Origin of the sequence: Nitrosomonas sp., assembly GCF_021731985.1 — a bacterium.
Lineage (GTDB): Bacteria > Pseudomonadota > Gammaproteobacteria > Burkholderiales > Nitrosomonadaceae > Nitrosomonas.
The window spans coordinates 1-24,892 of the sequence record NZ_JAKFWH010000055.1 but is presented as its reverse complement, the minus strand read 5'-3'; the positions used below and the strand labels follow the sequence as shown (position 1 = coordinate 24,892).

The following is a 24,892-nucleotide window of genomic DNA, read 5'->3' as shown; positions in this document are numbered from 1 at the left end:
CTATCAGTAGCACTCCCAACATTACCGTAACTATCCTCAGCCATAGCTTGGCAACCATCTCTCTCTCCTTTGTTTTTCCAAAATTTTTTTACTTCTCTCGTCAAGCTTCTTCTTGTCCTATGACGCAAGCTTCTCCTTCGCTCCACTTACGGTTCATAACGATCTGCCTGACTAGACTACTTAGCCAGATCTTTACTGTCAAGATAATTCGATCAGCTTCTCTACAGCAAAGAATAGATTAAGATTTATCTGCTAACTGTTTCGATTTCCTGCGGTGTAAAAAATAAAATCCGCCACCAACAGATACCAGCAGTAATACGATAAATTCCATCAGACCAAAACCACCGCCATGACTACCATGACCGCCACTACCACCGACACCAAAAGGAATACGGCCAGCAACAACTACATTACCCGCATCATCCTTTCTTTCTAGCAAAATCTCATAATGCCCTTTTTCAAGTACTGCAGAAACCACTATGATTCCAGAAGCATGTTTCATATATGGAATATAATTAATACCATGCTCAGCAGCGCTGGGATCTGCGTGCCCAGGCCCTTCATGTTCCATAACATGATCGGAGTGCTCATCCATATTATGACCGCTGTGATCTTCTTTATTGCTTGCTGCTTCTTTACTGGCTGCCGTACTTCCATGGCTATCACTATGCCCACCGCTGTGACCACTATGTCCAGCTTTTACCAAACGAACAGCCAAGGGTATTTCACGTGAATCCCAGTCAGACAATTCTACAGTTAGCTGTACTCTACCAGGCGTTGGTATGTTTGAACAATAAGAGTGCATCGGCGGCAGATCATTCTCAGGAACTTCGTAAGCACTGAATGCGATTGGAAATTCCGCATTGGTTATCGTACACCCTCCTGCGTCATGATGGCCTTCATGAGCGAGCATTAACTGTGCATATACCGGTAGCGCTAAAAAAGATGCCAAAACAGCGCCGCTTAATTTTGCTACCCAACCACTTCTAGAAACTACCTTCATGTTCTCTCCAATTTGTTATCTTTAAGCTAATTTATCCATTTATGTATGCTCAGAAATCTCGCCCGAACAACTTAGCTCGGGATTGTATAACAAAAAATTCAGAATTTTAATCGAAATGAACATTTTTAATCGTTTAACTTTCAGATCTCCGTTAACTCCCTTGCTTATCAAACAATGACAAACAAGTTACCGTATACAACCTACAGACAAGGCCTCCCAATTTTACAGCACTAGCAATAATTGGAATTCGATATTGACCATAAATAGAATTTTGGCAATTGCGTTAATAAAGTTGATTTATTCACAGTAAGTTAATCGTTCATCAAGCAACTCAATCCAGTGTTTGACAGATGTTGCGGTGCCACCTTGCAAATGCATCAGGCAGCCAATATTAGCAGTAGCAATCTGATCAGGTTTACCAGACTCCAGGGCAACTACTTTGTTTTTCAGTAATTGCTGCGAAAGCTCTGGCTGCAAAATGGAATACGTACCAGCCGAGCCGCAGCAAAGGTGTCCATTGGGGACGATAGCCAAATCAAAACCGGCAGCAACCAGGATTTTTTCAACTACACCACGAATTTTCATACCGTGTTGCAGAGTACAGGGAGAGTGAAAAGATAATTTTGTTTTATCGGTATTGGCATTTCGTATATTCATCAAGCGTTCAATATTTTCGAGCTCGGTATGGAGTATTTCGCTAATATCTTTTGCAAGTGCTGATATTTTGGCTGCCTTCTCGGCATAAATTGGGTCATGCCGTAATAAATGTCCATATTCTTTCACGGTTACACCACACCCGCTGGCTGTTACCACAATCGCCTCAACCTTCTCCCGTTCAACCCATGACCACCAAGCATCAATATTGCTACGCATATAATCCAAACCTTCCTGCTGGGCATTCAGGTGAAAAGCTACAGCACCGCAACACCCCGCCTTCTCTGCCTTGATTAAAGATATACCGAGATTATCCAGTACACGTGCAGTCGCTGCATTGATGTTGGGCGCTAATACCGGTTGCACACAACCATCAAGGACCAGCATTTTGCGTACATGATTTGCGTCAGGCCATTTTTTAGCGGGTTTAGGCTTGACCGGGATTGTTTTTTTTAAACTTGTTGGCAGAAATGGGCGCACTGCCTGACCAGACTTAAGCAATACGTTGAGTATCAATGAGTTTGGCAAGATCTTGCGTAGCATATAACGCATAACATCCGACTTAACATCACGTTTTACCTGCTTTTCAAGCAGATCGCGGCTGATATCTACCAATTCTCCATATCGCACTCCTGATGGACAAGTCGTTTCACAGGCACGGCAAGTCAAACAACGATCCAGATGCAGTTGTGTTTTTTGCGTAACGGGTTGCCCTTCCAACATCTGCTTCATCAGATAAATACGGCCGCGCGGGCTATCTAATTCGTCACCCAAAATCTGATAAGTCGGACAAGTAGCCAAACAAAAACCACAATGCACACAACTACGTAGAATGGCATCCGCTTCTTGTCCTTGCGGAGAGTTTTTTATAAAATCAGCGAGCTTAGTTTGCATTTACATCTCAGGATAAAGTCGACCGGGATTCAAGATCCGCGACGGATCAAATTTTTCTTTTAGCGCATAATGAATATTCATCATACCGGGTTCCAGTGGATGAAACACGGAAATACCTGGCTCATTGCTGCGAAACAAGGTCGCATGACCACCCGCGTCTTTTGCTGTTTTGCGTAGGATTGCTGCATCTAAATTTTCATCATTCAGCATCCAGCGCAAACCACCATTCCATTCTATTAACTTCTCCCCAGGTAAGGACAGTGGCGGTGTTGTTGGATTGATCGATAAACGCCATAGGGAACTCGCAGATCGGAAAAAGTCATGCGTTTGTTCGCGCAGCGATTTCCAGAAAACATCACCTTCACTTAATTCTTCCCCGCCCAATTTTAACTTGGCTGCTCGTAACGCGGATTCAGCGCCAGATAACCTGAGAAACAGCTCGCCACTCCTAAAACAAGTCGCGGAAATTGGCAGCGGCTTACCGGCCCATTGATTCATTTTATCGATGGCGGTAGCTTCATCCATTTGCATATGCAGAGTAATTTCGGTCATAGGCTTAGGCAAAACTTTAAGTGAGACTTCAAGCAACATCCCCAGTGTACCCATAGCACCCACCATCAGTCGCGATACATCATAACCAGCAACATTCTTCATCACCTGTCCGCCGAAACTTAGATCGTCCCCTTTGCCATTGAGTAATCGCACACCCAGCACAAAATCGCGCACAGAACCGGCAGCAGCACGGCGCGGGCCTGACAAACCGGCAGCAATACAGCCACCCAATGTTGCCGACGCACCAAAATGAGGCGGCTCAAACGCCAGCATTTGTCCCTTTTGGTCCAGCGCAGCTTCCAAATCAGCCAGGCGCGTACCTGCACGCGCTGTGATGACCAACTCAGTCGGCTCATAAGCGATAATGCCGCTATAAGCTGTCGCATCCAATAGCGTGTTATTTTGCATCACTACCGCGTTGCCATAAAAGTCTTTCGTGCCGCCGCCACGTATCTGCAGCGGGATTTTCTGCTCAGCCGCTGCACGAATGGTTGCTTTGTATTGGTCAATAATGGCTTGCATAGGCTTTAAAAACGGGGCAATTCAGCAAATTTTTCTTCACCGCGATGCACATGCATCGCACCCAATTCGGCACAGCGATGAAGTGTGGGCACGGCTTTACCGGGATTCAATAATCCTGAAGGATCAAATGCCGCTTTCACCGCATGAAACATTTCCAGCTCGCCCGTTTTAAATTGGGTGCACATCTGATTGATTTTCTCCATCCCCACACCATGTTCTCCAGTGATCGTGCCACCGGCATGAATACACATTTCCAGTATTTTGCCGCCAAATTCTTCCGTTCTCTCCAGTTCGCCCGGTTGATTGGCATCATACAGAATCAACGGATGCAGATTGCCATCTCCGGCATGAAACACATTCATGCAGCGCAATCCATATTCCTGGGAAAGCTTTTCAATGCCATCTAACACATGCGCCAGATGCTTGCGCGGAATGGTGCCGTCCATGCAGTAATAATCCGGCGAAACCCTGCCCGCTGCCGGAAATGCCGCTTTACGCCCAGCCCAGAACCTAAGCCGCTCAGCTTCATTTTGTGAAGTACTGATTTTAGTCGCGCCACTTTGCTGCATGATGGCATAAATGCGCTTGATCTCATCGGCCACTTCCTCAGCGCTTCCATCCGATTCACACAACAAAATAGCCGCCGCATCCAAGTCATAACCCGCATGCAAAAATTCTTCCACCGCATGGATGGTAATTTTATCCATCATTTCCATGCCGGCAGGAATAATGCCCGCACCAATCACATTCGCCACCGCATTGCCTGCTTTATGCACGTCATCAAACGCCGCCATTACCAGTTGCGCCTTTTCGGGTAGCGGAATCAGCTTCACCGTAACTTCCGTAACAATACCCAGCATGCCTTCACTGCCTGTCATCAACGCAAGCAAATCATATCCCGCACTATCCAGGCTTTCGCCGCCGATTTCCAGGCATTCGCCCTCGATAGTCAGAACACGCAATTTGAGAATGTTATGCACTGTCAGGCCATATTTTAGGCAATGCACACCACCCGAGTTTTCCGCCACATTGCCGCCAATCGAACAGGCAATTTGTGACGAAGGATCCGGCGCATAATACAAACCATACGCCGCCACCGCCTCACTGATCGCCAGATTCCGGACACCCGGCTGAACTCGCGCCATGCGTGCGAGTGGGTCAATGGCGATGATTTGGTTCAACTTGGCAAGTGACAACAAAACGCCTTGTGCATGCGGCAACGCCCCTCCCGACAAACCTGTACCCGCGCCCCGCGCCACAACAGGCGTTTGGGTTGCATAGCAAAGCTTGAGAATTTTGACGATTTGTTCTTCCGTACGCGGCAAAACAACCACCAGCGGCAATTGCCGGTAAGCCGACAGACCATCGCACTCATACGGCCTCATATCTTCGGTTTCATACAACACCGCCTCGGGAGGCAAAAAAGACCGCAGATTGTTGACGAGTTCTTGAGGGGACATACAATTATTCCGGATGCTTTTGAATTTCGTGATTGGCTAATTTTTCCAGCATTTTTACAATGGCCGAATTATCCCATTTCGCGCCGCCATGTGCGAGACAGGCAGAAAATAATTCGCGAACGGTCGCGGTATTGGGCAAGCTCACTCCCAAAGCACAAGCGCTTGCCAAGGCAATATCCAAATCTTTTTGATGCAATTCGATGCGGAAACCCGGTTCAAAATTCCGCTGAATCATGCGCTCGCCATGCACTTCCAACACACGCGAAGCTGCAAAACCACCCAGCAAAGCTTGCCGTACCTTTTCCGGATCAGCGCCTGCCTTGGATGCAAACAGCAATGCCTCAGCCACGGCTTCTATGGTTGATGACACAATAATTTGATTGGCGACCTTGCAAATCTGACCGGCACCATTCTCACCCACATGCGTAACCGTCTTACCCATCAATTCGAGAACCGGTTTAATCCTTGCAAATACCGCTGCGCTTGCACCCACCATGATAGTCAACGTAGCATTTTGCGCCCCCACATCACCGCCCGAAACCGGCGCATCGGCGTACTCTTGCCCCAGCACATTCAGCCCTGTCGCAAACTTTCGTGTATCCAGTGGCGAGATCGAACTCATATCCACAATCATCTTGGCTTGATCAGAGTGGGGTTCTAAGCCCTCAACAATGCCATTCTCACCGAATAACACTTTCTCCACATCCGGCGTATCCGGCAACATGGTAATAATCATATCCGCATGCTGCGCCACCACCTTGGGCGAAGAAAATGCCCTGCCGCCCAGCGCAACCAAATCGGCAGGCACGCCACTGCGCGAATGCAAAAACAAACTGTGCCCGCCCTGGATCAAATGCCCAGCCATGGGTTTGCCCATAATGCCCAGACCGATAAAACCGATATTTGCCATAACCGTTTACTTTGAGAATGGATAGCCGAATGATATGTCGATAGCCGGAATAACGAAAGAAAAAACTACCGCTGGGATAATCGGACCCGCCACAGTGCCGCCAACGAGCTGCCTATCAATGAATGCATCAGCACTGAAATCGCTCCCACAACCGGTGCCAGCGGCAGCAACGGAAATGCCTGTTTGGCCAGCACGATCGCCAGACCGGAATTCTGCATACCGACTTCAATCGAAATAGTGCGGGCGCTCTGTGTCTGACAACCGAGGATCCGTGCGAGTTGATAGCCAATCAGAAAACCGCCGCCATGCAACAACGCAACCGCGAGAATCAGTTCGCCGCCATGCGTAAGAATGGTCTCAGCATTGGCTGCAAACACCACCGCGCAGATCACGCACACCCCCAGCACCGACAGCAGCGGCGCGACAGGCATCACGCGCTGCACGAGCTGCGGCACCCAGCGATTGAGCAAAACGCCCAATACGACTGGCAAAATTACGACTTGCAGGGTTTGCTTGAACAACATCCAGGTATCTACCGGAACCAAAGCACCCGCAAATAATTGCGTCAGCAGAGGCGTCAGAATCACCGCAGCCAATGTGGAGCAAACGGTCATCACTACTGACAACGCCACATCAGCTTTCGCGATATACGAAACCAAATTCGAAGCCGTGCCGCCGGGACAGCAACCCACCAGGATCAATCCAACCGCAAAATGCACCGGTAAGTCAAGTCCCGTCGCTATTCCCCAAGCCAGCACAGGCATGACGGTATATTGCGTCGCAAAACCCATTGCCACCACGCTCGGCATGCGGGCAATCCGGCGGAAATCATCGAAGGTTAGGGTCAATCCCATGCACAACATGACAAAAGCCAGAATCAGCACCACAACCGGTCCTTGATTCAGCGGCAGCAACCACTCCGGCGAGGATAAAGCCAAAGCGCCGGCCAGTATCATCCAGAGCGGAAACAACAGAGTCAGTCTTTGCAGCATAAAGGATGTCGGATCCGCTTAGATTTCTGGCAGGAAAGAACGTGCAAACAACAGGGTATGGTGCTGCCCGTACTGATTGACGATACGGTTGGCTTGCAAACCGGCCGCTGCGGCCATTTCCTGTAATGTTGAAAAATACTCCGGATAATCGTGATCATGCACGTGCGTGCAGGCTTCCTCCAACTGATCCGGCGGCACCTTGATCCAGGTGTCGCGCATGCATTTCAGATATCCATCCAAATAATCCTCGCGGCTCTGGTTTTCCTCACGTACCACATCCACCAGAACCAACCAGCCATTTTCCGCCAGGCAACGCCCAACGGCCTGGAAAAAACGCGCTTTATCCGCAGACGATAAATGATGCACCGCAAATCCGGTGAAAATCACATCCCAGGTTTTACCGGTCGCCTCAACAGCTTCCAGCAAATCGCCCTGCGTCAACGTAACCGCCGAGCCGGGCAAGTCAGCCAAATAGCCACGCGCTTCAATCAACGCCGCTTCGGACAAATCCACGCCTTCATACAGCGCCGGAGGAGATTGCCGCAGACAAGGCGCCAGATAGCGCGCATTGCCGCAACCCAGATCCAGCAAACGGTAACGTTCGGTATCCTCGCGCAAGCTCAGCAGCCGCCCTACCCCCGCATAGATTTCCTGATGAAACATGTAGTTGTGTTCCGTGATCAGATCGTACAACGACCAGGAACGCGTAAAGATGGCGGTGGATTCAGCGGATGTCATCAGTAATTAAATAAGAAAACTCAGTAGGCAGCACTTTACATGAAATTTAAGCGATGGTGGGTGGCAATAAGGAAACTCTGAATAACCCTCATATGTCATTCCGAACAAAGTGAGGAATCTTTGATAATTAATACGATAGATTTCTCGCTACGCTCGAAATGACAGTTATCCAGAGCTTCCTTAAGCGTAGCGCAATGCACCGGGCAGGTGCATGAAGCGGCTTCATGAGGGCTTATCCGTACCAAGGAGCTTCCACAATTCAACAAACAAAACGGGAGCCTAAGCCCCCGTTCTGGATTAATCTAAATCTGGATTACACGATTGATTCTTTTCTGCGGCGTGCCATAAAACCCAACAAGCCAAGCCCTGCAAGCAACATCGCATAAGTTTCCGGCTCGGGCACTGCCGAGACCACGAACTCGGACAAAGTAAAGTTGCCGTTGGCGGGTTGCCGGCCCGAACCGCCATGCGGCAGGGATGGATCGGGTATCGCTTCCAGCCGAAATCCGGTGACACCGCTTGCAGTGAGTAAGCTGCCTATGGTGTAAGTCGGAAACTGATTCGCTCCACCGGATACCATTATCGAAAAATCTGGCAACCCGGTAAAAGTTTCCCCTTCGGTTGATGACATAAGTGTAGGATTAATCGGTATCCAATTGGCTGTCACGTCACCGCCATTGGCGAGTCCATCGGCAAATAAATCACGATTATCCGTTGTGTAAGAAAGGCGAAAATGTCCCAAACTGTGCGCTGGAGCTGCTGCGGTATCATGGTGGTAGAGCAGAAAATTCACAGGCGTGTGATCGAATGTTTGATCGCTTTGCGTTTCCCAAACGATAGTTTGCGGACTGGCTTGGTTCGGAAAGATGGCCCATGAAGTTAATGGGCCAACTGTTATGCCATCAATCGTGTTGCTAGCAGTCCACTCTGACCCTTGGCTGTAAGTTGCGGTCGCATTTTGCAAAGGCACAATGGCTGCTTGCGACTGAGCGGCGAAACTCAGACCTAGAACTGACACTGTGAAGAACATGCTAATTCGATTTGATTTCATTTGCTTATTTTCCTTCAAACGATAGAAATAATGAAGCACTCAACGCTTACTGCGCGGATGCTTCTTTGTATATTTGAATTACAGGACAGTTTCTTTTCTGCGAGGTGCCATAAAACCCAACAAGCCTAAACCTGCCAGTAGCATTGCGTAAGTTTCTGGTTCGGGAACTGGAGATAGAAGCGTGTCGCCATATTCAACTACATATCCAAATTTGACTGTGAATAGTGGGCCAACACCCATATCATTCCAAAAACCTATACCCCAGTTCGTGAGTATGTAGTCTTCATCATTGTTATTATTTGGTTCGCCAGAAGCCCAATTGGTATAGGTCAATGACTGTCCGGTTTCTGGGCCAGCACGCCACGTCCAATTGCCTTCATCGCCGGCATCAGAACCACCTATGAAAGCCGTAGAGCCACTCGCAACATCGTTTGCGACAAACCAATTTTCGTAAGAACTCGTAATAGTTGCAAGATAGCCATGCATGCCGCTAAATGTAGAAGCTTGCGCAAGTGTCACTGCTTCCGTTGCAGTAACGAGGGTATCGAAGTATTCATACCAGTGGCCGGTGCTTCCCCATTGCACAGGTGCGGCCATAACACTGGTAGAGGATATTAACGCTATTGTTAAAAAACTTGCTCTAAGTTTCATTTTCATTTTTGATCACTCCATAAAATAATAGTTAATGTTGATTAGCGATCTTGGTAAGCTCGAAATTCTACTGATTTACTCACTTGTTCAAAAATGCTTTTGGATACGACACATTATTATTTTTTTTGGTATATTGATATTGTCTGGTTGATAAGTAAATAAGCAAAATGCTTATTTTTATCTAAACCATCAATTATTTTGTTCCTTTTAGATTTTGACACAGGCTTAAAATAAACCACCTCGCCGCATTCAGCGGGGTATTAGCTTCACTCTTCAGTTTGGTGGTTTTCAACCAGCTTTCGCCCCAAGGGAGGGGGAATTGAACTCTCAGAGATTTATACTCGGATTTACTGTCCTGGATTGCGATTAACACACTTCCAGTCCCTCAGCTAGTACTTTAAATGATGGTGCAAATATCTTGATTTGTTGTGATTAATTGTTGTGTCATCACGAAAAATCAAGTAAATTGACTGGCATCGATCACGTTAAATTTTAATGATCCTGTTGATTACTATGAATAAAAAACATTTATCGTTACTCCGCGGTGGTACTCTATGCGCCTTTTTCGTCAGCCTTTTCCTTCTGAGTGGCTGTCAATCGTTTCTGACCCAACCATCGGTTCAAGCCACTCCGGCGATTAAATCGTTGCCGATTCCGGTGGCCAGCCATGAGTTCAGCTTCGATCCCGCTCGCGACGATGTGGTCGGCACGCTTCAGGTAATCACCGTCAATAAAGACGACACGCTTTCCGATATCGCCCGGCGCTTCAACCTGGGTTACGAAGAGATCGTCAGCGCCAACCCGAATGTTGATCCCTGGCTGCCGAAAGTAGGCACTCCCATCGTGATTCCCACTCAGTTCGTTCTGCCGGATGCGCCGCGCCAAGGCATTGTGATCAATCTCGCTGCCATGCGCTTGTTTTATTTTCCCAAAGCCAAGGCCGGTGAACCGCAGAGAGTCATCACGCATCCGCTTGGCATCGGACGCGTGGAATGGAAAACACCGGAAGGTATCACTCAGGTTGTATCCAAAAAGGAAAATCCTGCTTGGATACCGACACCTTCCATCCGTAAAGAACACGCAGAAAACGGCGATCCATTGCCCGCCATCGTTCCGCCCGGACCGGATAACCCGATGGGCACGCATGTATTGAAACTCGCTTGGCCGAGCTATGCGATTCACGGCACCGACAAACCGCCGAGTGTCGGGCTGCGCGGCAGTCACGGCTGTCTGCGCATGTATCCGGAAGATATTGTGGGCATATACAATAACGTGCCGGTCGGCACAGCCGTTCGTGTAGTGAATCAACCTCGCCTGCTCGGATGGCGTGATCAGAAGCTGTATCTGCAAACCTATCCGATTCTGGAAGACGACAAGCGCAATCACGCCCAGTTACTTAAGAAAACGTTAAGCGCCGTGCGCGCAACCCCTAAGGCAAAACGCGAAGCGCGCGCCCAAGCCAAGATCAATCAAGCCCTGCTCGATGAAGTCATCCGCAATCCGCGTGCCATAGCTACGCCGGTCACGCAACCGGATATGACGTTACAAACTTATCTTGACCGCGCCATGCGCGTGCAAAACATCCTGCCTTTCAACGCGACTTGGGAAGGTGATAGGGATGAACAATTGACAACCGCGGAAGTACTCAAGTTAGCGAATAAGGAATCCGGCCAAGCTCGATAGGATATCCATTGATTTTTTAGTATCGGCACGCTTAGAAAATCAATCCAGTTTGACGCCATTATTATAAATTGTAAGCCATTCATTAAGATTTCAAATACTATTCGACTGAAATCTTATAGGACAAATGTACTAGAAATAGAGGAGTCATCTCTCATTGTAATGAAGAGTTTTTAAGTCTATCTTAAATAGAGCTTTGTATGATAACTGCACTTGCGCTCGATTTACAAAAGCAGAATTATCCTGAAAGTTATTACATCGCCACTTTGTGGCTTTATTAACAGCCTCGAGAGGATTATAAATTATGAAAAAAAATACCGCATTTATTTATAGTATCGCACTGCTTGCGCCTTTTGCATTTGCGACCAGTTCGGCACATGCAGCCACAACCACGATTAACTTTGATGCACTATCATTGTCCGGCGCATCGAGCTACACGGAATCAGGTGTTACCTTTACTGCGCCTAATTTCTCTTCACAAATCACCCCGAACGGCACTTTTGGTCTTCTTGAAGATAGTTCACCGAGTAATTTTCTGAGAGCGGACATCAGCGGTGGCACATCGTCGGTTTCAGTCGATCTTGGTGACTACAATGCCGATTCGGATTTATTGTTTCTAGATGTGTATGATTCTTCCAATGCTTTACTTGGTCACACTGAATTACTTATTGATGGTGCTTTCACAGGTATGGAGACTTTGAGTTTAAGCACCCCTGGAATTTCGTATGCGATTTTCGGTGCAACAGGTGGCATCAACGGTAGCTCTGTCTATGCTGACAATTTCACCATATCCGCCATTCCTGAACCCGAAACCTATGCCATGCTACTGGCTGGCCTTGGTTTGCTGGGTTTTACTGCGCAACGCAGAAAGCAAAACGTGTAATCTGATTATTTCTACCTCAAACAAAACCCCGTCTAAATGACGGGGTTTTGTTTCTCCCAAGATTTATCTGGTTAACAGCGCCAAGTGTCCAAACGTGCCTTCAGCTTAGAGTTGGGATAATCCTTCAACCACACGTTCAGTTGCTCAGGTGAAGGCTGGCCGCCACGCCGTGTCAGATGCGACCAAGCAAGCACAACAACCGGTGCGATGATAAAAGTGCCGGCAATAAGCAGCTTGCGTGTCTCGGCAACAAAAGCCTCGCGCTCAGCGATAGGCACCTGCTTAAGATCGTACCCCCAGCCCAGCCATGCAGTAATTCCCAGCATAAAGATGGCAATGCCGAACCAGAACAACGGCGCAAATAATCCCTTACCGGGCACATAATGCAGTTGCAACGGTTTGTCTCCAGACAGTTCGCGCTTAGTCAGTGCCGCATCCACCCGCTGATTAATGAAAATGATCAACCACCCGACGACAAACCAGCCAGCATAATTGGCCAGCGTAACGTCAAAGTGCCAGCCGGGCTCAGGATAGTGATAAATGTCGCCCAGAAACCAGTGCTTACCCAAGTGCGCAACGGGATCGGTGATCAAATCCAGCACCATCATGAAGAATGCACCAACGAACAGTACGGTAGCGCTGTTACGAAGATCGCGTGACGTTACGCGTTGCACGTTGAATCCGCGATGCCAGTGCGGAGACAAGAAAAATTGCGCGAACGAAAAACTCACGTAACTAAGGAAAACAAATGAAAGGGAGTCAAAGAACGGCACACCGAAGACGACCAAGTCGTTTTCCAGCGCTTCATAATGGTATGCATAATAGCCGAACGGTATGCCGTGATTAATACTTCCCCACTCGGCAGCAAGCGCAACCAGATAGCCCGTAACCAGCCAGATAAAAGTGCGCAACATTCCCTGCTCAAGCCAGCCCAAAGTCAGAAAAGCCAGCAGGAATAGGGTTACATAGGGGCGAAACACGAGGCTGTAGAGAAGTTCTAACATGAAATGATCAGATTGATTTATCAGACATACTGAAATTTAATAAAGCAGAATTAAAGAATGAAAATGGGATTTGGCATTCGCTTACTCATGCTAAAAGTCAATCCCGTTTAGCATACAGTAAGGCAATAACCGGAATGTCATTTTTGCAGAGTGGTGGCTGTAACATCATTAGCCAGAGCTACCTGATTCCCTTCAATCATCACGACATGCGCGTTGTGCTCAACCAATTGGTAGTAGTGCAAATATTTTTCCACCTCCGCGGGTTGGCTGGTCTTGCGACCATAGTATTTGCCGGCGTGGGGGAAAACTTCGGTGGCAACTTGATCGTCATATACCGCAAAATCCCATGGGATATTCGTATCCCTATCACTCACGGCATTAGCTCCTGGGAACTCATCCCGAAAAGCTACCCGGATATCGACTCCATCTTTCAGTTGGGCCATCATGATCTTCTGAAATTCTGGCTCAACAAATTCTTCCCGATGCATAACAAAAATCCGTGTGATGTTGACCTTCCGTTCTAGAGCCCGCAAGTTGCTCTGATAGAAATTCACCAGTGTCGCGCGAGCCAGCCAGCCAAAAGTTACCGGATCAACAGCTCTGATGCTCAGAGTGGCCGCATCACTACATTTTGCGCCATCCAGGTAGAATTCGGTTTCGTCCAGTGGAATAAAACCATTCTGCAACATGGTGATAGTACGCATTGTATTAGCCAATAGCTCTTGAGCCTTTGCCTGACACTCGGCATCGGTAACCCGGCTGATGGCATAGGTTACTTCGTGGGCTTGGTGGTATAGATCGGTTAATTCAGTGCGGGACTTTCCAATGTCTTCCCGAAGCAGATAGGTAGCCAATGACAAAAGCACTCCGACACCAAAAATCAGGTAGGATGCCATCTCATTATGCAGCACCAAGTGAAAGAAAATTGCTAATCCTGCACCGGCGATAAATTCGATAAATACCGCCATCTCCTGCAATTTATGACTGAACTTCATTGATCACGTACCTCCTTGCGCGCTGTAGGATTTGAAACTTTGAGATGCAGAAATTTCCGCCAGAACCCGGTATAAGTAAAAAAGCCTCAGATGTCTCGGGAATACGTCTAGACTTTCCATCCTATCCTTGTATAGGGTTTGGTAATATCAACTACCGGCTATGTGCAGTTTAACGTTGTCTGTTTACTGAGAGAAGAAACTTTTATAATAGTATCCTTATAGATTCATTTTTCACGCTATTTATAAGCAAAGAAAGGATAAAAAATGCCGAGAAAATACCTGCTATGGTTGATCGCAAGCAGCATGTTATTTACTTTTCTCACGACAAAAGCTTTTCCCGAGGAACAATGTACCGCACGTTACGACATTACCAACAATGTTGTGCATATCCCCTGTGTAACGATTGGTGATAAAAAGATTTGGGCGAATCTAAGATTAACTCCATCCGAGAATACATTTGTTGTCGAAGGATATGGAGAAAATTTCCTCCCTTTATGGCTTATGCAAAAGATCGATGGTTTCATAAAAGAATCGGCAACTGATCGCCCCCTTTTCATCAGACAATTTGGGTACAAAGGGACGGTGGTTTATCACTTTACATCCCAGTGCTGCGATCAATTCAATTATCTTTATGACGTGGCCGGCAGCATTATTTGTGCGCCTGATGGCGGTTTTTCAGGTGGTGGAGATGGGCTATGTCCAGATTTCGCTAATGCCAGCACTGCAGGCACCGTAATTTGGGAAGACACGAAAAATTAATTGTATAGTCGGCCAGTCGTTACTGGCTTCACAGACTCCTCTTTAATTCTACTGGTCACGACATTACAAACGGGAATAACTATGGCAGATAATTCGCCCATCCGGCTGGTGATCCACGGTGGTGCCGGGACTATCGTACGCAACAAACTGACTGCAGAACGTGAGCAAGCTTATAGGCAAGCACTTACGCAATCGTTGATTGCTGGCCATGCCGTGCTTGCAGCAGGCGGCAGCAGTATGGATGCCGTCATTGCGTCAATCGTGGTGATGGAAGATTTACCTTTGTTCAATGCAGGTAAAGGTGCAGTATTCAATCATACTGGCCACAACGAACTGGAAGCGTCAATTATGGAGGGTGCCACGCGCATGGCGGGTGCCGTTGCTGGTATCACAACAATCCGCAATCCAATCCGTGCCGCGCACGCGGTGATGACGAAAAGCGCACATGTGATGTTGATCGGCCAGGGCGCCGAGACTTTTGCTGCCGAGCAAGGACTGGAAATTGTCGATCCTTCCTATTTTTACACGCAACACCGCTGGGATCAGTTGCAAAAAGCCATCGCTAGAGAAAGCATTTTGCGTGACCACGACACTGATCCCGGCACACCGCTGCCAGACGTCAATGAAAAACGTGGAACCGTCGGCGCCGTGGCACTGGACTGCTACGGCAATCTCGCCGCCGGCACATCGACCGGCGGACTCACGAACAAACGCTACGGGCGCGTAGGGGATTCTTCGATCATCGGCGCAGGAACCTACGCGGACAATCGCTCCGCTGCGGTATCCGCAACCGGCACCGGGGAAATGTTCATCCGCACGGCAGCGGCTTTCAATACGGCCGCACAAGTACGGCTACAGCACATTCCAATTGCCGAGGCAGCCGATAATACACTGACAGAAATAGCCGCCATCGGAGGTGACGGCGGTTTGATCGTGCTGGATACGAGCGGCAATTATGCAATGCGTTTCAATACCAGCGGCATGTACCACGGCACCATCGGTAACGACGGTATCGCATGGACAGGCATTTTCTCAGAGACCCTCGCACAAATTACCGATTCTTCTGCCGCCTTCCCGCCATCACAGCAAACTTGATTTGCCTTTGAAAGGCTCAAAGGCATATGCTCTGTCAATAAATAACGCATAGCTATTTTTAGCTATGACAAATGTCCTAGAAGAAAAGTAAGAATCAACTATAGAACACAATGATTGAATCAGTTACGTTCGTAGATGGGGCGTGTAAGCATTTTTTAATTCACTGATTCAGCAAGGAAAGGAATTGATGAATCAGTCCTTCAACAGGGTTAGGACGGATGACAATACGCTGATCACGCTCATGACAAGCATGTAACACTATGAAGATAATTGATTTATTCATTGTTTCCCTAATTATCATGGTATAAACTATGCGGGTTGGTGGTTTATTTTCAGGTTTCTCGTGATGCGGTCAAAACCGAAAGAACTTAAAGAAAAAAACACGCATGAAACCAACCAGCCCACAAATTAATAATTAATCTCAGAGGAGATATTTTATGAATTCACGAAAAATTTTGCTTCAGGCCTGCGCATTGGCGCTGGCAACCGCCTCAACCGGAGCGTTAGCGGGTGCCTTTCCCACGGTATTGTCCGGCAACACAACCGGTCTTGCTGACAGCATTTTCCTTGGCGCACCCGACGACACCTACGTTGGACTAGGTGTCGATGAAGTTACCTACGACTTCGGTCTCAACCACGTGGTCAATCGAGTCGGTTTGGTGGATTTAAACGTCTACGAGGTGGATACTGGTGTAGTTGAGTTCGGTCTGATGGACATCCTAGTCAGCCAGGACGGCATCACATTCGAAAGCATCAAGGCCAGTCAGGTAGCGCTGGAACGTATCACTGGTGACTCCGTCCATAGCAACAACTCATTCGGAAAATCGTACGACCTTGGTTCCTTCGACTGGGTTCGCTACGTTAAGATCGACGGTACCGGATCTGGAAGAGCCGGTTCAACTAATGGCTTCGATCTCGATGCCATTGGTGTGCATGAGGTAACGGCAATACCCGAACCCAGCACATGGGCCATGATGCTCGGTGGCTTACTCGCACTCGCCGGTGTGGCACGTCGGCAACGCAGTTAATACTCGTAGCACACGGAGACGCGGCACATCAATCTGACGCGCCTCCGTGGTTTCAAGAATGTTTCGTCGCAGCAATAAGAAATTTTTAATAAATGTCAATTCATTAAAAATTCATCACTTGAAGTTGTCAGAATCTTAAACCAAGGTGTCGTGTAAAAGATAAATTCTCTACGAAAATATTTTCTAAAATCAACAATGGGAAATTGTTTGCATATGCTTAGATTAAAAATCCTTCTGCCGGTGTTTGTCACCACAGCATTGCAACTGATTCCAACACTAAGGAGCCTGTAATGTCACCGAAATTTTTAAGCACTACTGCCGTCCTGCTCGGACTGGCCACTGCGGCACCAGTTTCAGCTGCCGACATTTCTTGGTCGACCGGTCCAACATTCAATGGACCAAATGGTCACCTTGGCATTCTAACCAACGGTAGCTTGGTCGAAGCCATCAATCTAGCCGGTGCACCCGGCGGCGCCCTAACGGTCGACCCCAGTGGATTGAATATCACTTTCAGCACCGTCAATTCACCATTTTTCTCCAATTCCTGGGGCATCGCTGGGAATGGCGGCAACACCGATGCAGCTTGGGGAACAATCCTCAACACATTCGAATGGATTTCGGGTTCCAACCCGACGATTTCCAATTTCCTAAGCGGATTGACCTTGGGGCACCAATATCAACTGCAACTATTCGCCGCGCGTTCCGACTGCTGCGGCACACGTACGGCATCCTTCTCTGATGGCGCAGGTCACACATCTGACGAAGTGCGCGATGACAGCTACACCAGCATCGTTGGCACCTTCACAGCCGACGCTTTCACACAGACGCTACAGCTTATCGACAGCACCAGCAATCCGATTCTCAACGCTTATGTACTGCGCGACGTCTCGCCTGTTCCAGAACCAGAAACTTATGCCATGTTGTTGGCTGGACTTGGTGTTCTCGGTTTATCTATTCGCCGCAGAAAACAAGCAATGTAATTTAATTGCAACAAAAAACATGGAGTAAGATCATGAGCTATTTACAAAATTTTATCACCAACTTAAAGATCTCTGAGCTGCGGAAATTAGCCCAGAGCACCTGCATTGCACTAAGTCTAATGAGTACGAGCACCTATGCTTTGACGATCTCTCATGGCGATATAATCGTGGGTGATCGCAGCAGTAACCTGATCGTTAACGGAAGCTTTGAGACTGGAAACGAGAGTGGAAGCAATCTTGGTTGGACGCCTGGTAGTCACGTAGGCGGTTATCCATCTTCGGAGGTCGCTGCCATCCCTGGATGGACATCAAGCTATCCCGAAGGTGCCTATGGCTGGTGGGGACCCCTTGGTTTTGCTGGCGCCGCACCGGCAGATGGTTTGAATGCGGTATACTTTGGCAATTCGTTTAACTCAACCGGAACCGCCGCCAGTATTGCTGCTAATGGCGAGATTACTTTCACGGGAACTCCTTCCTTCACTGGTCGCCCTGGTCCCGTGACGCTCTCCCAAACCATTTCTGGCCTGAGCACCACAGATGTCTACCGATTAGACTTTTGGACCAGCGGTGAGAACAACACTTCAGGTTTTTCTGGAACCGGGCTGTTCGGGCTGGATATAACGGGTGAAGGTACTACTTATCTTTTGCTTCCTTCCTCATCGAATTCCTTTGGGGCGTCGGAGCGCTTCTATGTGGAGTTCACCCCTTCGGCTTCGACTGTTACTATCTCGTTTCTGAACTGGGGTCACATCACCGATATTAGTGGTACAGGTACCGAATTGGTGCTTGATGATGTTATTTTGTCGGCAGTTCCAGAACCAGAGACTTACGCCATGTTATTAGCTGGATTGAGTGTTCTCGGTTTCTCTGCACACCGTAGGAAACAGGCAGTTTAATTTAATTCAGTTTGGTTTTAATCAGCCCCGCCCAGAGTGGCGGGTTTTTTTTGGGGACCGATAATACATGTAATCGTGCGGTTCCCGTGTTTTAATACTCCCGGTCAATCGCAATATGTCATTCGGTGTGGTAATAACCGGAGTACTATTACACAATGAAAAACTACCAAGTAAAACCCGAGAGCAAGCTGAGCCTGTTGCATTTCGACGCTGACGACACTGGTAACTACAAGAAAACTGACAAAAGCAAAGAAAAAGCCAAGGCCGTTACAGAAAAACTGATCTACAGACTTGGAGAACTACAGGAACGCCTTTATGCCAACGGCAACCGGGCATTGCTGATCGTGTTACAGGGGATGGATACCAGCGGCAAAGACGGCACGATCAAAAGTGTGATGTCCGGCGTGAATCCGCAGGGTTGCAAGGTGGTGTCCTTCAAGACACCATCGCCGGAAGAAATCGATCATGATTTCTTGTGGCGCGTACATCAGAAAGCACCTGCCAAAGGCCAGATCGGCATTTTTAACCGTTCGCACTATGAAGATGTGCTGATCACCCGTGTGCATGGATTGATATCGGACAAAGTGGTGAAACAACGGTTTAATCAAATCAAAGAATTCGAGGAACTCCTCTCCGAGAGCGGAATAGTTATACTCAAATTTTTCTTGCATATCTCTAAGGATGAACAGAAAAAACGACTGGAAGAGCGTATTAACAATCCGGAAAAGCGTTGGAAGTTTAACGAAGCGGATCTCGAAGAACGCAAATTGTGGAAAAACTATCTGAATGCTTTCGAGGCCATGATGGCGGCCACGAGTACCGATCGAGCACCCTGGTATATCGTACCGGCCAACCACAAATGGTATCGCAACTTGGTTATCGCGGAACGCATCGTAGACGCATTAGAAAGTATGAAACTGAAAACACCCCCGGCTCCTGTAGGGATCAACTTTGATAAACTAAAGATTGAGTAGCTCGGAAGTCGCCACAAAGAATGCGCGCAATAGCATTGCCCGTACAGGAAAGCTTTCATGGAAATTGAACTGAAACTGGCTTTGCATCCCCGCCATACCGCACGTTTCCGTCGACATCCCTTATTGAGCAAGATCACGCCAAAGCAACACCAGCTGCTCAGCATTTATTTCGATACTCCCAGGTTTGATTTGATGCGGCGCGGCATTGCGTTGCGTGTGCGCCGGGTGGATGATCAGTGGATCCAAACGTTGAAAGCCGAAACACAATCCGTCGGCGCGTTGTCGAGCCGCCCGGAATGGGAAATGGCGATCACTGACGGCAACCGTCCAAATTTTTCCGTGTTGCCGTCAACGGCAATGGATTTACTCGCTGGAATCAAGCTAAAGCGTGTTGCACCGGTGTTCACGACCGAATTTCAGCGTACCACCTGGCAAATCGGCAATTCTGCCGCGCAAGCCGAAGTCGCTCTCGATATTGGAAAAATCTATGCAGGAGAAATGTGCCGGGATATTTGTGAAGTAGAAATTGAGCTTAAATCCGGCGAACCTACATTTTTGTTCGATGCAGCAACACAATTACTCGAACAGGCTCCACTCCACATCGAACCGCGCAGCAAGGCCGAACGCGGCTATATCCTGAGCGGCGCTGTGATTCCTGCGCCAATTAAGGCAACGCATGCGGTAATTCATAAGCGTCAAACTGCCGGTGAAGCTTGGAATGCGATGATGCAAGCTGCGCTGGTACAGTTGGTCAGAAATGTACCCGGTTTTCTGGAAAATGCGCACGACATCGAATATCTGCACCAACTTCGCATCGCATTGCGCCGCCTGCGTACTGGCGTGCTGCTGGAAAAATCATTGGGTTTGGAATCGCCCGACTGGGATCAGCCGCTACGTGAATCGTTGCACACGCTCAATCCGTCGCGCGACTGGGATGTGTTCTTACAGGGGACTTTATCTCAAACCTTGGCGGCACTGGGAGGATCACCAGGGAATGTGCCGATTCAGGATACAACACATGCTCTGATGCGCGATGTCGCTACGCACACCCGCCAGCGGGCGCAAGCATTATTGTTCAAACCCGTTTTCACCCGGCTTGTACTCGACATCGGCCGCAGTCTGCTGGTTACGTCATTTAGCGCGGAAATAGGAGACGCTAAGGCCTGGGCAGAGAGGGTTCTTGAGAAACGCTGGCAAAAACTGCACAAACGCTGCCACGGCTTTGCCAGACTGGATGCTTCCGAACGCCATTTGGCACGTATCGCCGCCAAGAAGATGCGCTACACGGCAGAAGCCTTTGCACCGCTCTACGGAAAACGCGCTCACCACTTTATCACAGCTTTGTCAGCATTACAGGATGAGCTGGGACGTGAAAACGATATGCGTGCCGGCGTGCAATTACTGCGCACATTACCTGCAAAATCGATCACACTCAGCTTCGAACTTGGCCGGCTCAGCGGCGCGTTAGAATTGGAAGCCGCACAGCAGTCGCATTTATCCAATTCTATCTGGCGACGGCTGGCAAGATCGAAATTGTTCTGGCAATGACGCTTACTGTTCAGATTCGATAGTTTCCTATTATTAATAGCTATCGGAGCTTTGCCCGCTTAGGTGTTGGCTGTTTTAGCGCGGCACGCCTATTTTTTATCAATGACAATGACAATTGATCACGTTCTGAATCTCTGATACAGTCCAACACTGGATAAGATATTGTTTATTTAATTTATATCTTATTTTTATCACTGGAATATATTAGCCTTACTACTTCTAGAAAGGAGCCTAAAATGAAAAATTACGTCTTAGCTGCAGCCGCTGTTAGTATTTTCAGCATCAATGGGATTATGACTGAAACATCCTATGCCAGCACAGTGGTTCGATCAGCTGTTGGCGCAGATGCTGCTTCCATACAATCTACTGTTGATCAATTTCGTCTAGATCTGGGTATCAATAACGGCTTGGGGCCATGTACGGGCGCTTGTCTGCCTGGAGAAGGCAGGCGGGAGATTAACTGGGATGCCGTGCCGGATAGTTTTTCATCGGGTGGAGCCAATCCTTTTCCCGGAAATTTTTTTAATGGTGTTGCAGGAGATCCGGCTGGCCGTGTAAGGGGTGTGGAGTTCTCTACAACCGGCGCTTTCGAAGTCAGCGCTGATAGCGATTCGGATAATGATAGTAATCCTGGGCCAGTTGCACCACTTTTTGGCAACCATAATCCCGACAATGCCGATGATTTTGCAGCTTTTAGCGCGCAACGAATTTTTGGTTTAGTTGGTACAAATGAAATGGATGTGTTTTTTAATGTGCCAGGTTCCCCTGGGACACAGGCAACCGTGAAAGGATTTGGCGTGGTATTTACTGATGTGGAAGCGGCTAACTCCACCAAGCTCGACTTCTATGACATCAATAATAATTTACTCCATGCCGGAGTCGCACCGCATTTTGTTTTTTCAGGCGCAGATTCCTTTGATTCTTTCTCTTTTTTAGGTGTTTCGTTTGATACCGCCAGCGTGTATCGTGTTCATATTACCAATGGCGGTTATGATCTGGATTTAAATCCATTCGGCATTGATGATTCGATTGCAATGGACGATTTCATCTATGGTGAGCCCTTGGCAATTTCTGCTGTACCTGAACCCTCGATGATTCTATTACTCAGTACTGGCTTATTAGGTCTGTTTGTCTGGCGCAGGAAACATTCTTAATAGCGATTCTTTTTTGCTCTATCTGGCGGGAATTGAGCCAATTATCCGATGCTCAATTCCGCTGTTTTATATTTTTCCACAAACCGCAGTTGAGCTGGGTTCGTTCCATAGATTTATTTTCCTGGTATATTTCCTTCTCTCTGCACCATCACCCGCGCGAATGCACTAACCAAGCAATAATGCAGATTAATGTAATGCACGTTGCCAGTGACATGAACGCATTGCGGCGATATTTCTGAGCCAATAAGGCTTGCGGATATACCGAGATGATAAATGGCTGTGCTTCGTTTTTCGGTTTTGAGATGATATTAGAATCCGGCTCCAGAACCAGTTGATCATGAATTTTCTGCGCTTCTGACTGCGCCATCTGACGGGTGAATTCCCATTCTTCCTGATCGATTTTGCCGTCCTTGTTGGTATCAAACCGGTTTCGCAACGCCTGCTGATCTTGTTTCCAATCGTTAATCAGATTAATCATCACGTCCTTGGCTGATTGCTGTGCTGTCGCAGACCAGGTGCTGAATTGCCCTAAGATATACAGCGGCTGGCCCGGCAGTATCAGCCATTCACTGTAGCGGTAGTTGTTTGTCATCGCATTCACAATCGACTGGCTTTCCAGTATCTGAGTCCGGGTTGGCCATTCGGTATTGCCATACCAAACCAATTTCTCGTTGCCGTTAACTTCCGCGTCATCCGGATCCACAAAGCAACTGCTTACGCCATCGGTCAACTTAAACCGGTGATCACTGTTATTTTTGTAAACAACATTCCAGCGCGTTTGCGTGCGGCCATTCTCAGTAAACGACTCCTGTTGTTCGATCAGACTGCGATACCAGAGACATGGGTGATTCGAAAGCGGCGCGTAAATCGGTTGGTCATCAACAAACTGCCCTTTTCCTTCCAGTTCAATATAACCTTGGTGCGCAGAACGTAGTTTGGCAGTAGGCGTATCCTCGATGATACGCAACCGCTTCCAATTGCGAACAAACAAGTAAAAGCTGATCAAGGCGGCCAGTAGCAATGCCCCGAAAACAAACTGATATTCTTCCGGCGAAAGCGCTGCTAGCGGGATATTCATGTGGAAACCGTGCGTTAGCCAAACAATTTGCCGATATTCACATCCTGTTTGTCGGCATCGCTAAACTCGAGCAAATCGCGTGGCTTGAATTTAAACCAATTGGCGACAATGACATCGGGAAACTGCTCAATCCGCACATTGTTAATTCTGACCGCCTCATTGTAGAACTCACGACGATCCGCAATACTGTTTTCCAGTCCGGAAATCCGCGCCTGCAAATGCTGGAATCTCTCACTGGCTTTCAAATCCGGATAGTCTTCCGCGACTGCGAACAAATTGCCCAACCCAACCCGCAGCATGTTTTCCGCAGAACCTAATGCACCGATATTGCCGGTTTCACGTGCGTTTGCAACCTGCGAGCGTGCTGCAATCACCTGTTTGAGCGTTTCCTGTTCAAAACCCATATACTGCTTGCAGGTTTCAACCAGCTTGGGAAGCTCATCGTGGCGCTGCTTCAACAAAATATCAATATTCGACCACGCTTGTGACACGCTATGCTTAATATCAACCAGACTGTTATACAGCATGATGCCGTAGACAAGAACGATGGCTATCCCTGCCAGGGAAATATAGATGATGATATCCAATGTCACACTCCTGTAAGTTACATCAACGCAATATACCTGAGTAAGAATTCAGGAAATGGTTTAAAAAGGAACGTCTAGTGGCTTTATTTCCTTTCATTGCATAGTAACCTTGCACTGCTTGCGCAAATGCTATTGACGGATGACACTGGGCTTATCTATGCTACCCCGGCTTAAGAAAAATACAATCACGTATCAGGAGTCACCCATGAGTGTTTCAAATGAAGTAAGCAAGTTAATCCAAAAAATAGTGTTGGTATTACTCATTATTGGCTGCACGGAAGTTTTAGCGCAGCCGGAAGACGCCAAATCAGTAACGATGATACTCGGCGAGCAAGGCCCTGATGGCTGCGAATTACTCGGCAGGGTGAAAGGTTCATCAAAAGAGCGCGAAGCCGAAGAAGACAATACTCCCTATACCGACCGGCTGATTAAAGCCAGAAACAACTTAAGAAGCGAAGCACAGAAACTGGGTGGCAATAATGTGCATATCATCTATTCCAATAACACCGGAAAATATGATATTCCCGGGGTTGATAAGGAAATCATATTTATCGGGAATGTCTATCGTTGCGAGTAACCCCGGTGATCATTAGTTGATTTTATGAATTAACCTTCTCAATCTTTTGTTTTACTTTGGTAATCCGTCAACACACCCACTGCGATAATGACCAGACCGGCGGCAATATAAAAATTCCGCGCGATCTCTTCATTGGCAAAACCGAAAATAAAAGGCAGTGCAATCAGCGAAGGACCAACGATGCGTTCAATCCAGCCATGGATGGGAAATGGAATGAGCTTGATGAC

At 47.9% G+C, this 24,892-nt stretch carries 25 protein-coding genes and 1 pseudogene; 11 read left to right on the top strand and 15 right to left on the bottom strand.

Annotated elements, in window-relative coordinates:
• Window positions 1-238: 238 nt before the first annotated feature.
• The 9 genes from QZ942_RS06900 to QZ942_RS06860 all read right to left on the bottom strand — a co-directional run bounded on the left by QZ942_RS06900 (window position 239) and on the right by QZ942_RS06860 (window position 9,433).
• Window positions 239-1,003, bottom strand: a complete 765-nt coding sequence (locus tag QZ942_RS06900; RefSeq protein ID WP_292993998.1) for a hypothetical protein — start codon at window positions 1,001-1,003, stop codon at window positions 239-241.
• Between the two features lie 297 nt (window positions 1,004-1,300).
• Complete coding sequence (glcF, locus tag QZ942_RS06895; RefSeq protein WP_292993996.1) at window positions 1,301-2,551, bottom strand: glycolate oxidase subunit GlcF; 1,251 nt, start codon at window positions 2,549-2,551, stop codon at window positions 1,301-1,303.
• Window positions 2,552-3,625: a glycolate oxidase subunit GlcE gene (glcE, locus tag QZ942_RS06890; RefSeq protein ID WP_292993994.1), complete on the bottom strand. Its 1,074-nt coding sequence runs from the start codon at window positions 3,623-3,625 to the stop codon at window positions 2,552-2,554.
• 5 nt (window positions 3,626-3,630) lie between these two features.
• Window positions 3,631-5,085, bottom strand: a complete 1,455-nt coding sequence (locus QZ942_RS06885; RefSeq protein WP_292993992.1) for an FAD-linked oxidase C-terminal domain-containing protein — start codon at window positions 5,083-5,085, stop codon at window positions 3,631-3,633.
• A 4-nt stretch (window positions 5,086-5,089) separates the two neighbouring features.
• On the bottom strand, window positions 5,090-5,995 hold the full coding sequence (locus QZ942_RS06880; RefSeq protein WP_292993990.1) for a 2-hydroxy-3-oxopropionate reductase: 906 nt from the start codon (window positions 5,993-5,995) through the stop codon (window positions 5,090-5,092).
• A gap of 65 nt (window positions 5,996-6,060) precedes the next feature.
• A complete protein-coding gene (locus QZ942_RS06875; RefSeq protein ID WP_292993988.1) occupies window positions 6,061-6,987 on the bottom strand; it encodes a bile acid:sodium symporter family protein in 927 nt (308 codons plus the stop codon).
• Window positions 6,988-7,005: 18 nt separating this feature from the next.
• A complete protein-coding gene (locus QZ942_RS06870) occupies window positions 7,006-7,725 on the bottom strand; it encodes a class I SAM-dependent methyltransferase (protein WP_292993986.1) in 720 nt (239 codons plus the stop codon).
• Window positions 7,726-8,038: 313 nt separating this feature from the next.
• Entirely contained in the window at window positions 8,039-8,776 is a 738-nt protein-coding gene (locus QZ942_RS06865) for an FxDxF family PEP-CTERM protein (protein ID WP_292993984.1), read from the bottom strand.
• Between the two features lie 78 nt (window positions 8,777-8,854).
• Window positions 8,855-9,433 carry a PEP-CTERM sorting domain-containing protein gene (locus QZ942_RS06860; protein WP_292993982.1) on the bottom strand — a complete coding sequence of 193 codons (579 nt, stop codon included), beginning with the start codon at window positions 9,431-9,433 and terminating at the stop codon, window positions 8,855-8,857.
• 507 nt (window positions 9,434-9,940) lie between these two features.
• Here QZ942_RS06860 and QZ942_RS06855 point away from each other — a divergent pair.
• Both QZ942_RS06855 and QZ942_RS06850 read left to right on the top strand, forming a co-directional pair.
• The gene (locus QZ942_RS06855) at window positions 9,941-11,110 is read left to right on the top strand and encodes a L,D-transpeptidase family protein (RefSeq protein ID WP_292993980.1); all 1,170 of its coding nucleotides are present in this window, start codon (window positions 9,941-9,943) and stop codon (window positions 11,108-11,110) included.
• Between the two features lie 301 nt (window positions 11,111-11,411).
• Entirely contained in the window at window positions 11,412-11,990 is a 579-nt protein-coding gene (locus tag QZ942_RS06850; RefSeq protein WP_292993978.1) for an FxDxF family PEP-CTERM protein, read from the top strand.
• Window positions 11,991-12,061: 71 nt separating this feature from the next.
• Here the strand turns inward: QZ942_RS06850 and QZ942_RS06845 are convergent, their stop codons facing one another.
• On the bottom strand, window positions 12,062-12,994 hold the full coding sequence (locus tag QZ942_RS06845; protein WP_292993976.1) for a carotenoid biosynthesis protein: 933 nt from the start codon (window positions 12,992-12,994) through the stop codon (window positions 12,062-12,064).
• Between the two features lie 137 nt (window positions 12,995-13,131).
• A complete protein-coding gene (locus tag QZ942_RS06840) occupies window positions 13,132-13,989 on the bottom strand; it encodes a hypothetical protein (RefSeq protein ID WP_292993974.1) in 858 nt (285 codons plus the stop codon).
• A 264-nt stretch (window positions 13,990-14,253) separates the two neighbouring features.
• Between QZ942_RS06840 and QZ942_RS06835 the strand changes: the two genes are divergently transcribed.
• Together QZ942_RS06835 and QZ942_RS06830 are read left to right on the top strand one after the other, a co-directional pair.
• The gene (locus QZ942_RS06835) at window positions 14,254-14,748 is read left to right on the top strand and encodes a hypothetical protein (RefSeq protein ID WP_292993972.1); all 495 of its coding nucleotides are present in this window, start codon (window positions 14,254-14,256) and stop codon (window positions 14,746-14,748) included.
• Window positions 14,749-14,829: 81 nt separating this feature from the next.
• Complete coding sequence (locus QZ942_RS06830) at window positions 14,830-15,843, top strand: isoaspartyl peptidase/L-asparaginase family protein (RefSeq protein WP_292993970.1); 1,014 nt, start codon at window positions 14,830-14,832, stop codon at window positions 15,841-15,843.
• Window positions 15,844-16,003: 160 nt separating this feature from the next.
• Here QZ942_RS06830 and QZ942_RS06825 read toward each other — a convergent pair whose 3' ends face one another.
• On the bottom strand, window positions 16,004-16,126 hold the full coding sequence (locus tag QZ942_RS06825) for a hypothetical protein (protein ID WP_292993968.1): 123 nt from the start codon (window positions 16,124-16,126) through the stop codon (window positions 16,004-16,006).
• Window positions 16,127-16,280: 154 nt separating this feature from the next.
• Between QZ942_RS06825 and QZ942_RS06820 the strand changes: the two genes are divergently transcribed.
• The 6 genes from QZ942_RS06820 to QZ942_RS06795 all read left to right on the top strand — a co-directional run bounded on the left by QZ942_RS06820 (window position 16,281) and on the right by QZ942_RS06795 (window position 22,423).
• Entirely contained in the window at window positions 16,281-16,871 is a 591-nt protein-coding gene (locus tag QZ942_RS06820) for a PEP-CTERM sorting domain-containing protein (RefSeq protein ID WP_292993966.1), read from the top strand.
• A 290-nt stretch (window positions 16,872-17,161) separates the two neighbouring features.
• The gene (locus QZ942_RS06815; protein WP_292993964.1) at window positions 17,162-17,851 is read left to right on the top strand and encodes a PEP-CTERM sorting domain-containing protein; all 690 of its coding nucleotides are present in this window, start codon (window positions 17,162-17,164) and stop codon (window positions 17,849-17,851) included.
• Window positions 17,852-17,883: 32 nt separating this feature from the next.
• Window positions 17,884-18,747, top strand: a complete 864-nt coding sequence (locus QZ942_RS06810; RefSeq protein WP_292993962.1) for a PEP-CTERM sorting domain-containing protein — start codon at window positions 17,884-17,886, stop codon at window positions 18,745-18,747.
• 155 nt (window positions 18,748-18,902) lie between these two features.
• Window positions 18,903-19,721, top strand: a complete 819-nt coding sequence (locus tag QZ942_RS06805; protein WP_292993960.1) for a polyphosphate kinase 2 family protein — start codon at window positions 18,903-18,905, stop codon at window positions 19,719-19,721.
• A gap of 57 nt (window positions 19,722-19,778) precedes the next feature.
• A complete protein-coding gene (locus tag QZ942_RS06800) occupies window positions 19,779-21,269 on the top strand; it encodes a CYTH and CHAD domain-containing protein (RefSeq protein WP_292993958.1) in 1,491 nt (496 codons plus the stop codon).
• A 236-nt stretch (window positions 21,270-21,505) separates the two neighbouring features.
• Entirely contained in the window at window positions 21,506-22,423 is a 918-nt protein-coding gene (locus QZ942_RS06795; RefSeq protein WP_292993956.1) for a PEP-CTERM sorting domain-containing protein, read from the top strand.
• A gap of 148 nt (window positions 22,424-22,571) precedes the next feature.
• Here QZ942_RS06795 and QZ942_RS06790 read toward each other — a convergent pair whose 3' ends face one another.
• The gene (locus tag QZ942_RS06790) at window positions 22,572-23,501 is read right to left on the bottom strand and encodes a GIDE domain-containing protein (RefSeq protein ID WP_292993954.1); all 930 of its coding nucleotides are present in this window, start codon (window positions 23,499-23,501) and stop codon (window positions 22,572-22,574) included.
• 14 nt (window positions 23,502-23,515) lie between these two features.
• Window positions 23,516-24,088: a LemA family protein gene (locus tag QZ942_RS06785; protein ID WP_292993952.1), complete on the bottom strand. Its 573-nt coding sequence runs from the start codon at window positions 24,086-24,088 to the stop codon at window positions 23,516-23,518.
• A gap of 205 nt (window positions 24,089-24,293) precedes the next feature.
• Between QZ942_RS06785 and QZ942_RS06780 the strand changes: the two genes are divergently transcribed.
• On the top strand, window positions 24,294-24,665 hold the full coding sequence (locus QZ942_RS06780; protein WP_292993950.1) for a DUF4156 domain-containing protein: 372 nt from the start codon (window positions 24,294-24,296) through the stop codon (window positions 24,663-24,665).
• Window positions 24,666-24,703: 38 nt separating this feature from the next.
• Here QZ942_RS06780 and QZ942_RS06775 read toward each other — a convergent pair.
• Window positions 24,704-24,892: pseudogene (locus QZ942_RS06775) on the bottom strand (hypothetical protein); the annotation flags it as partial.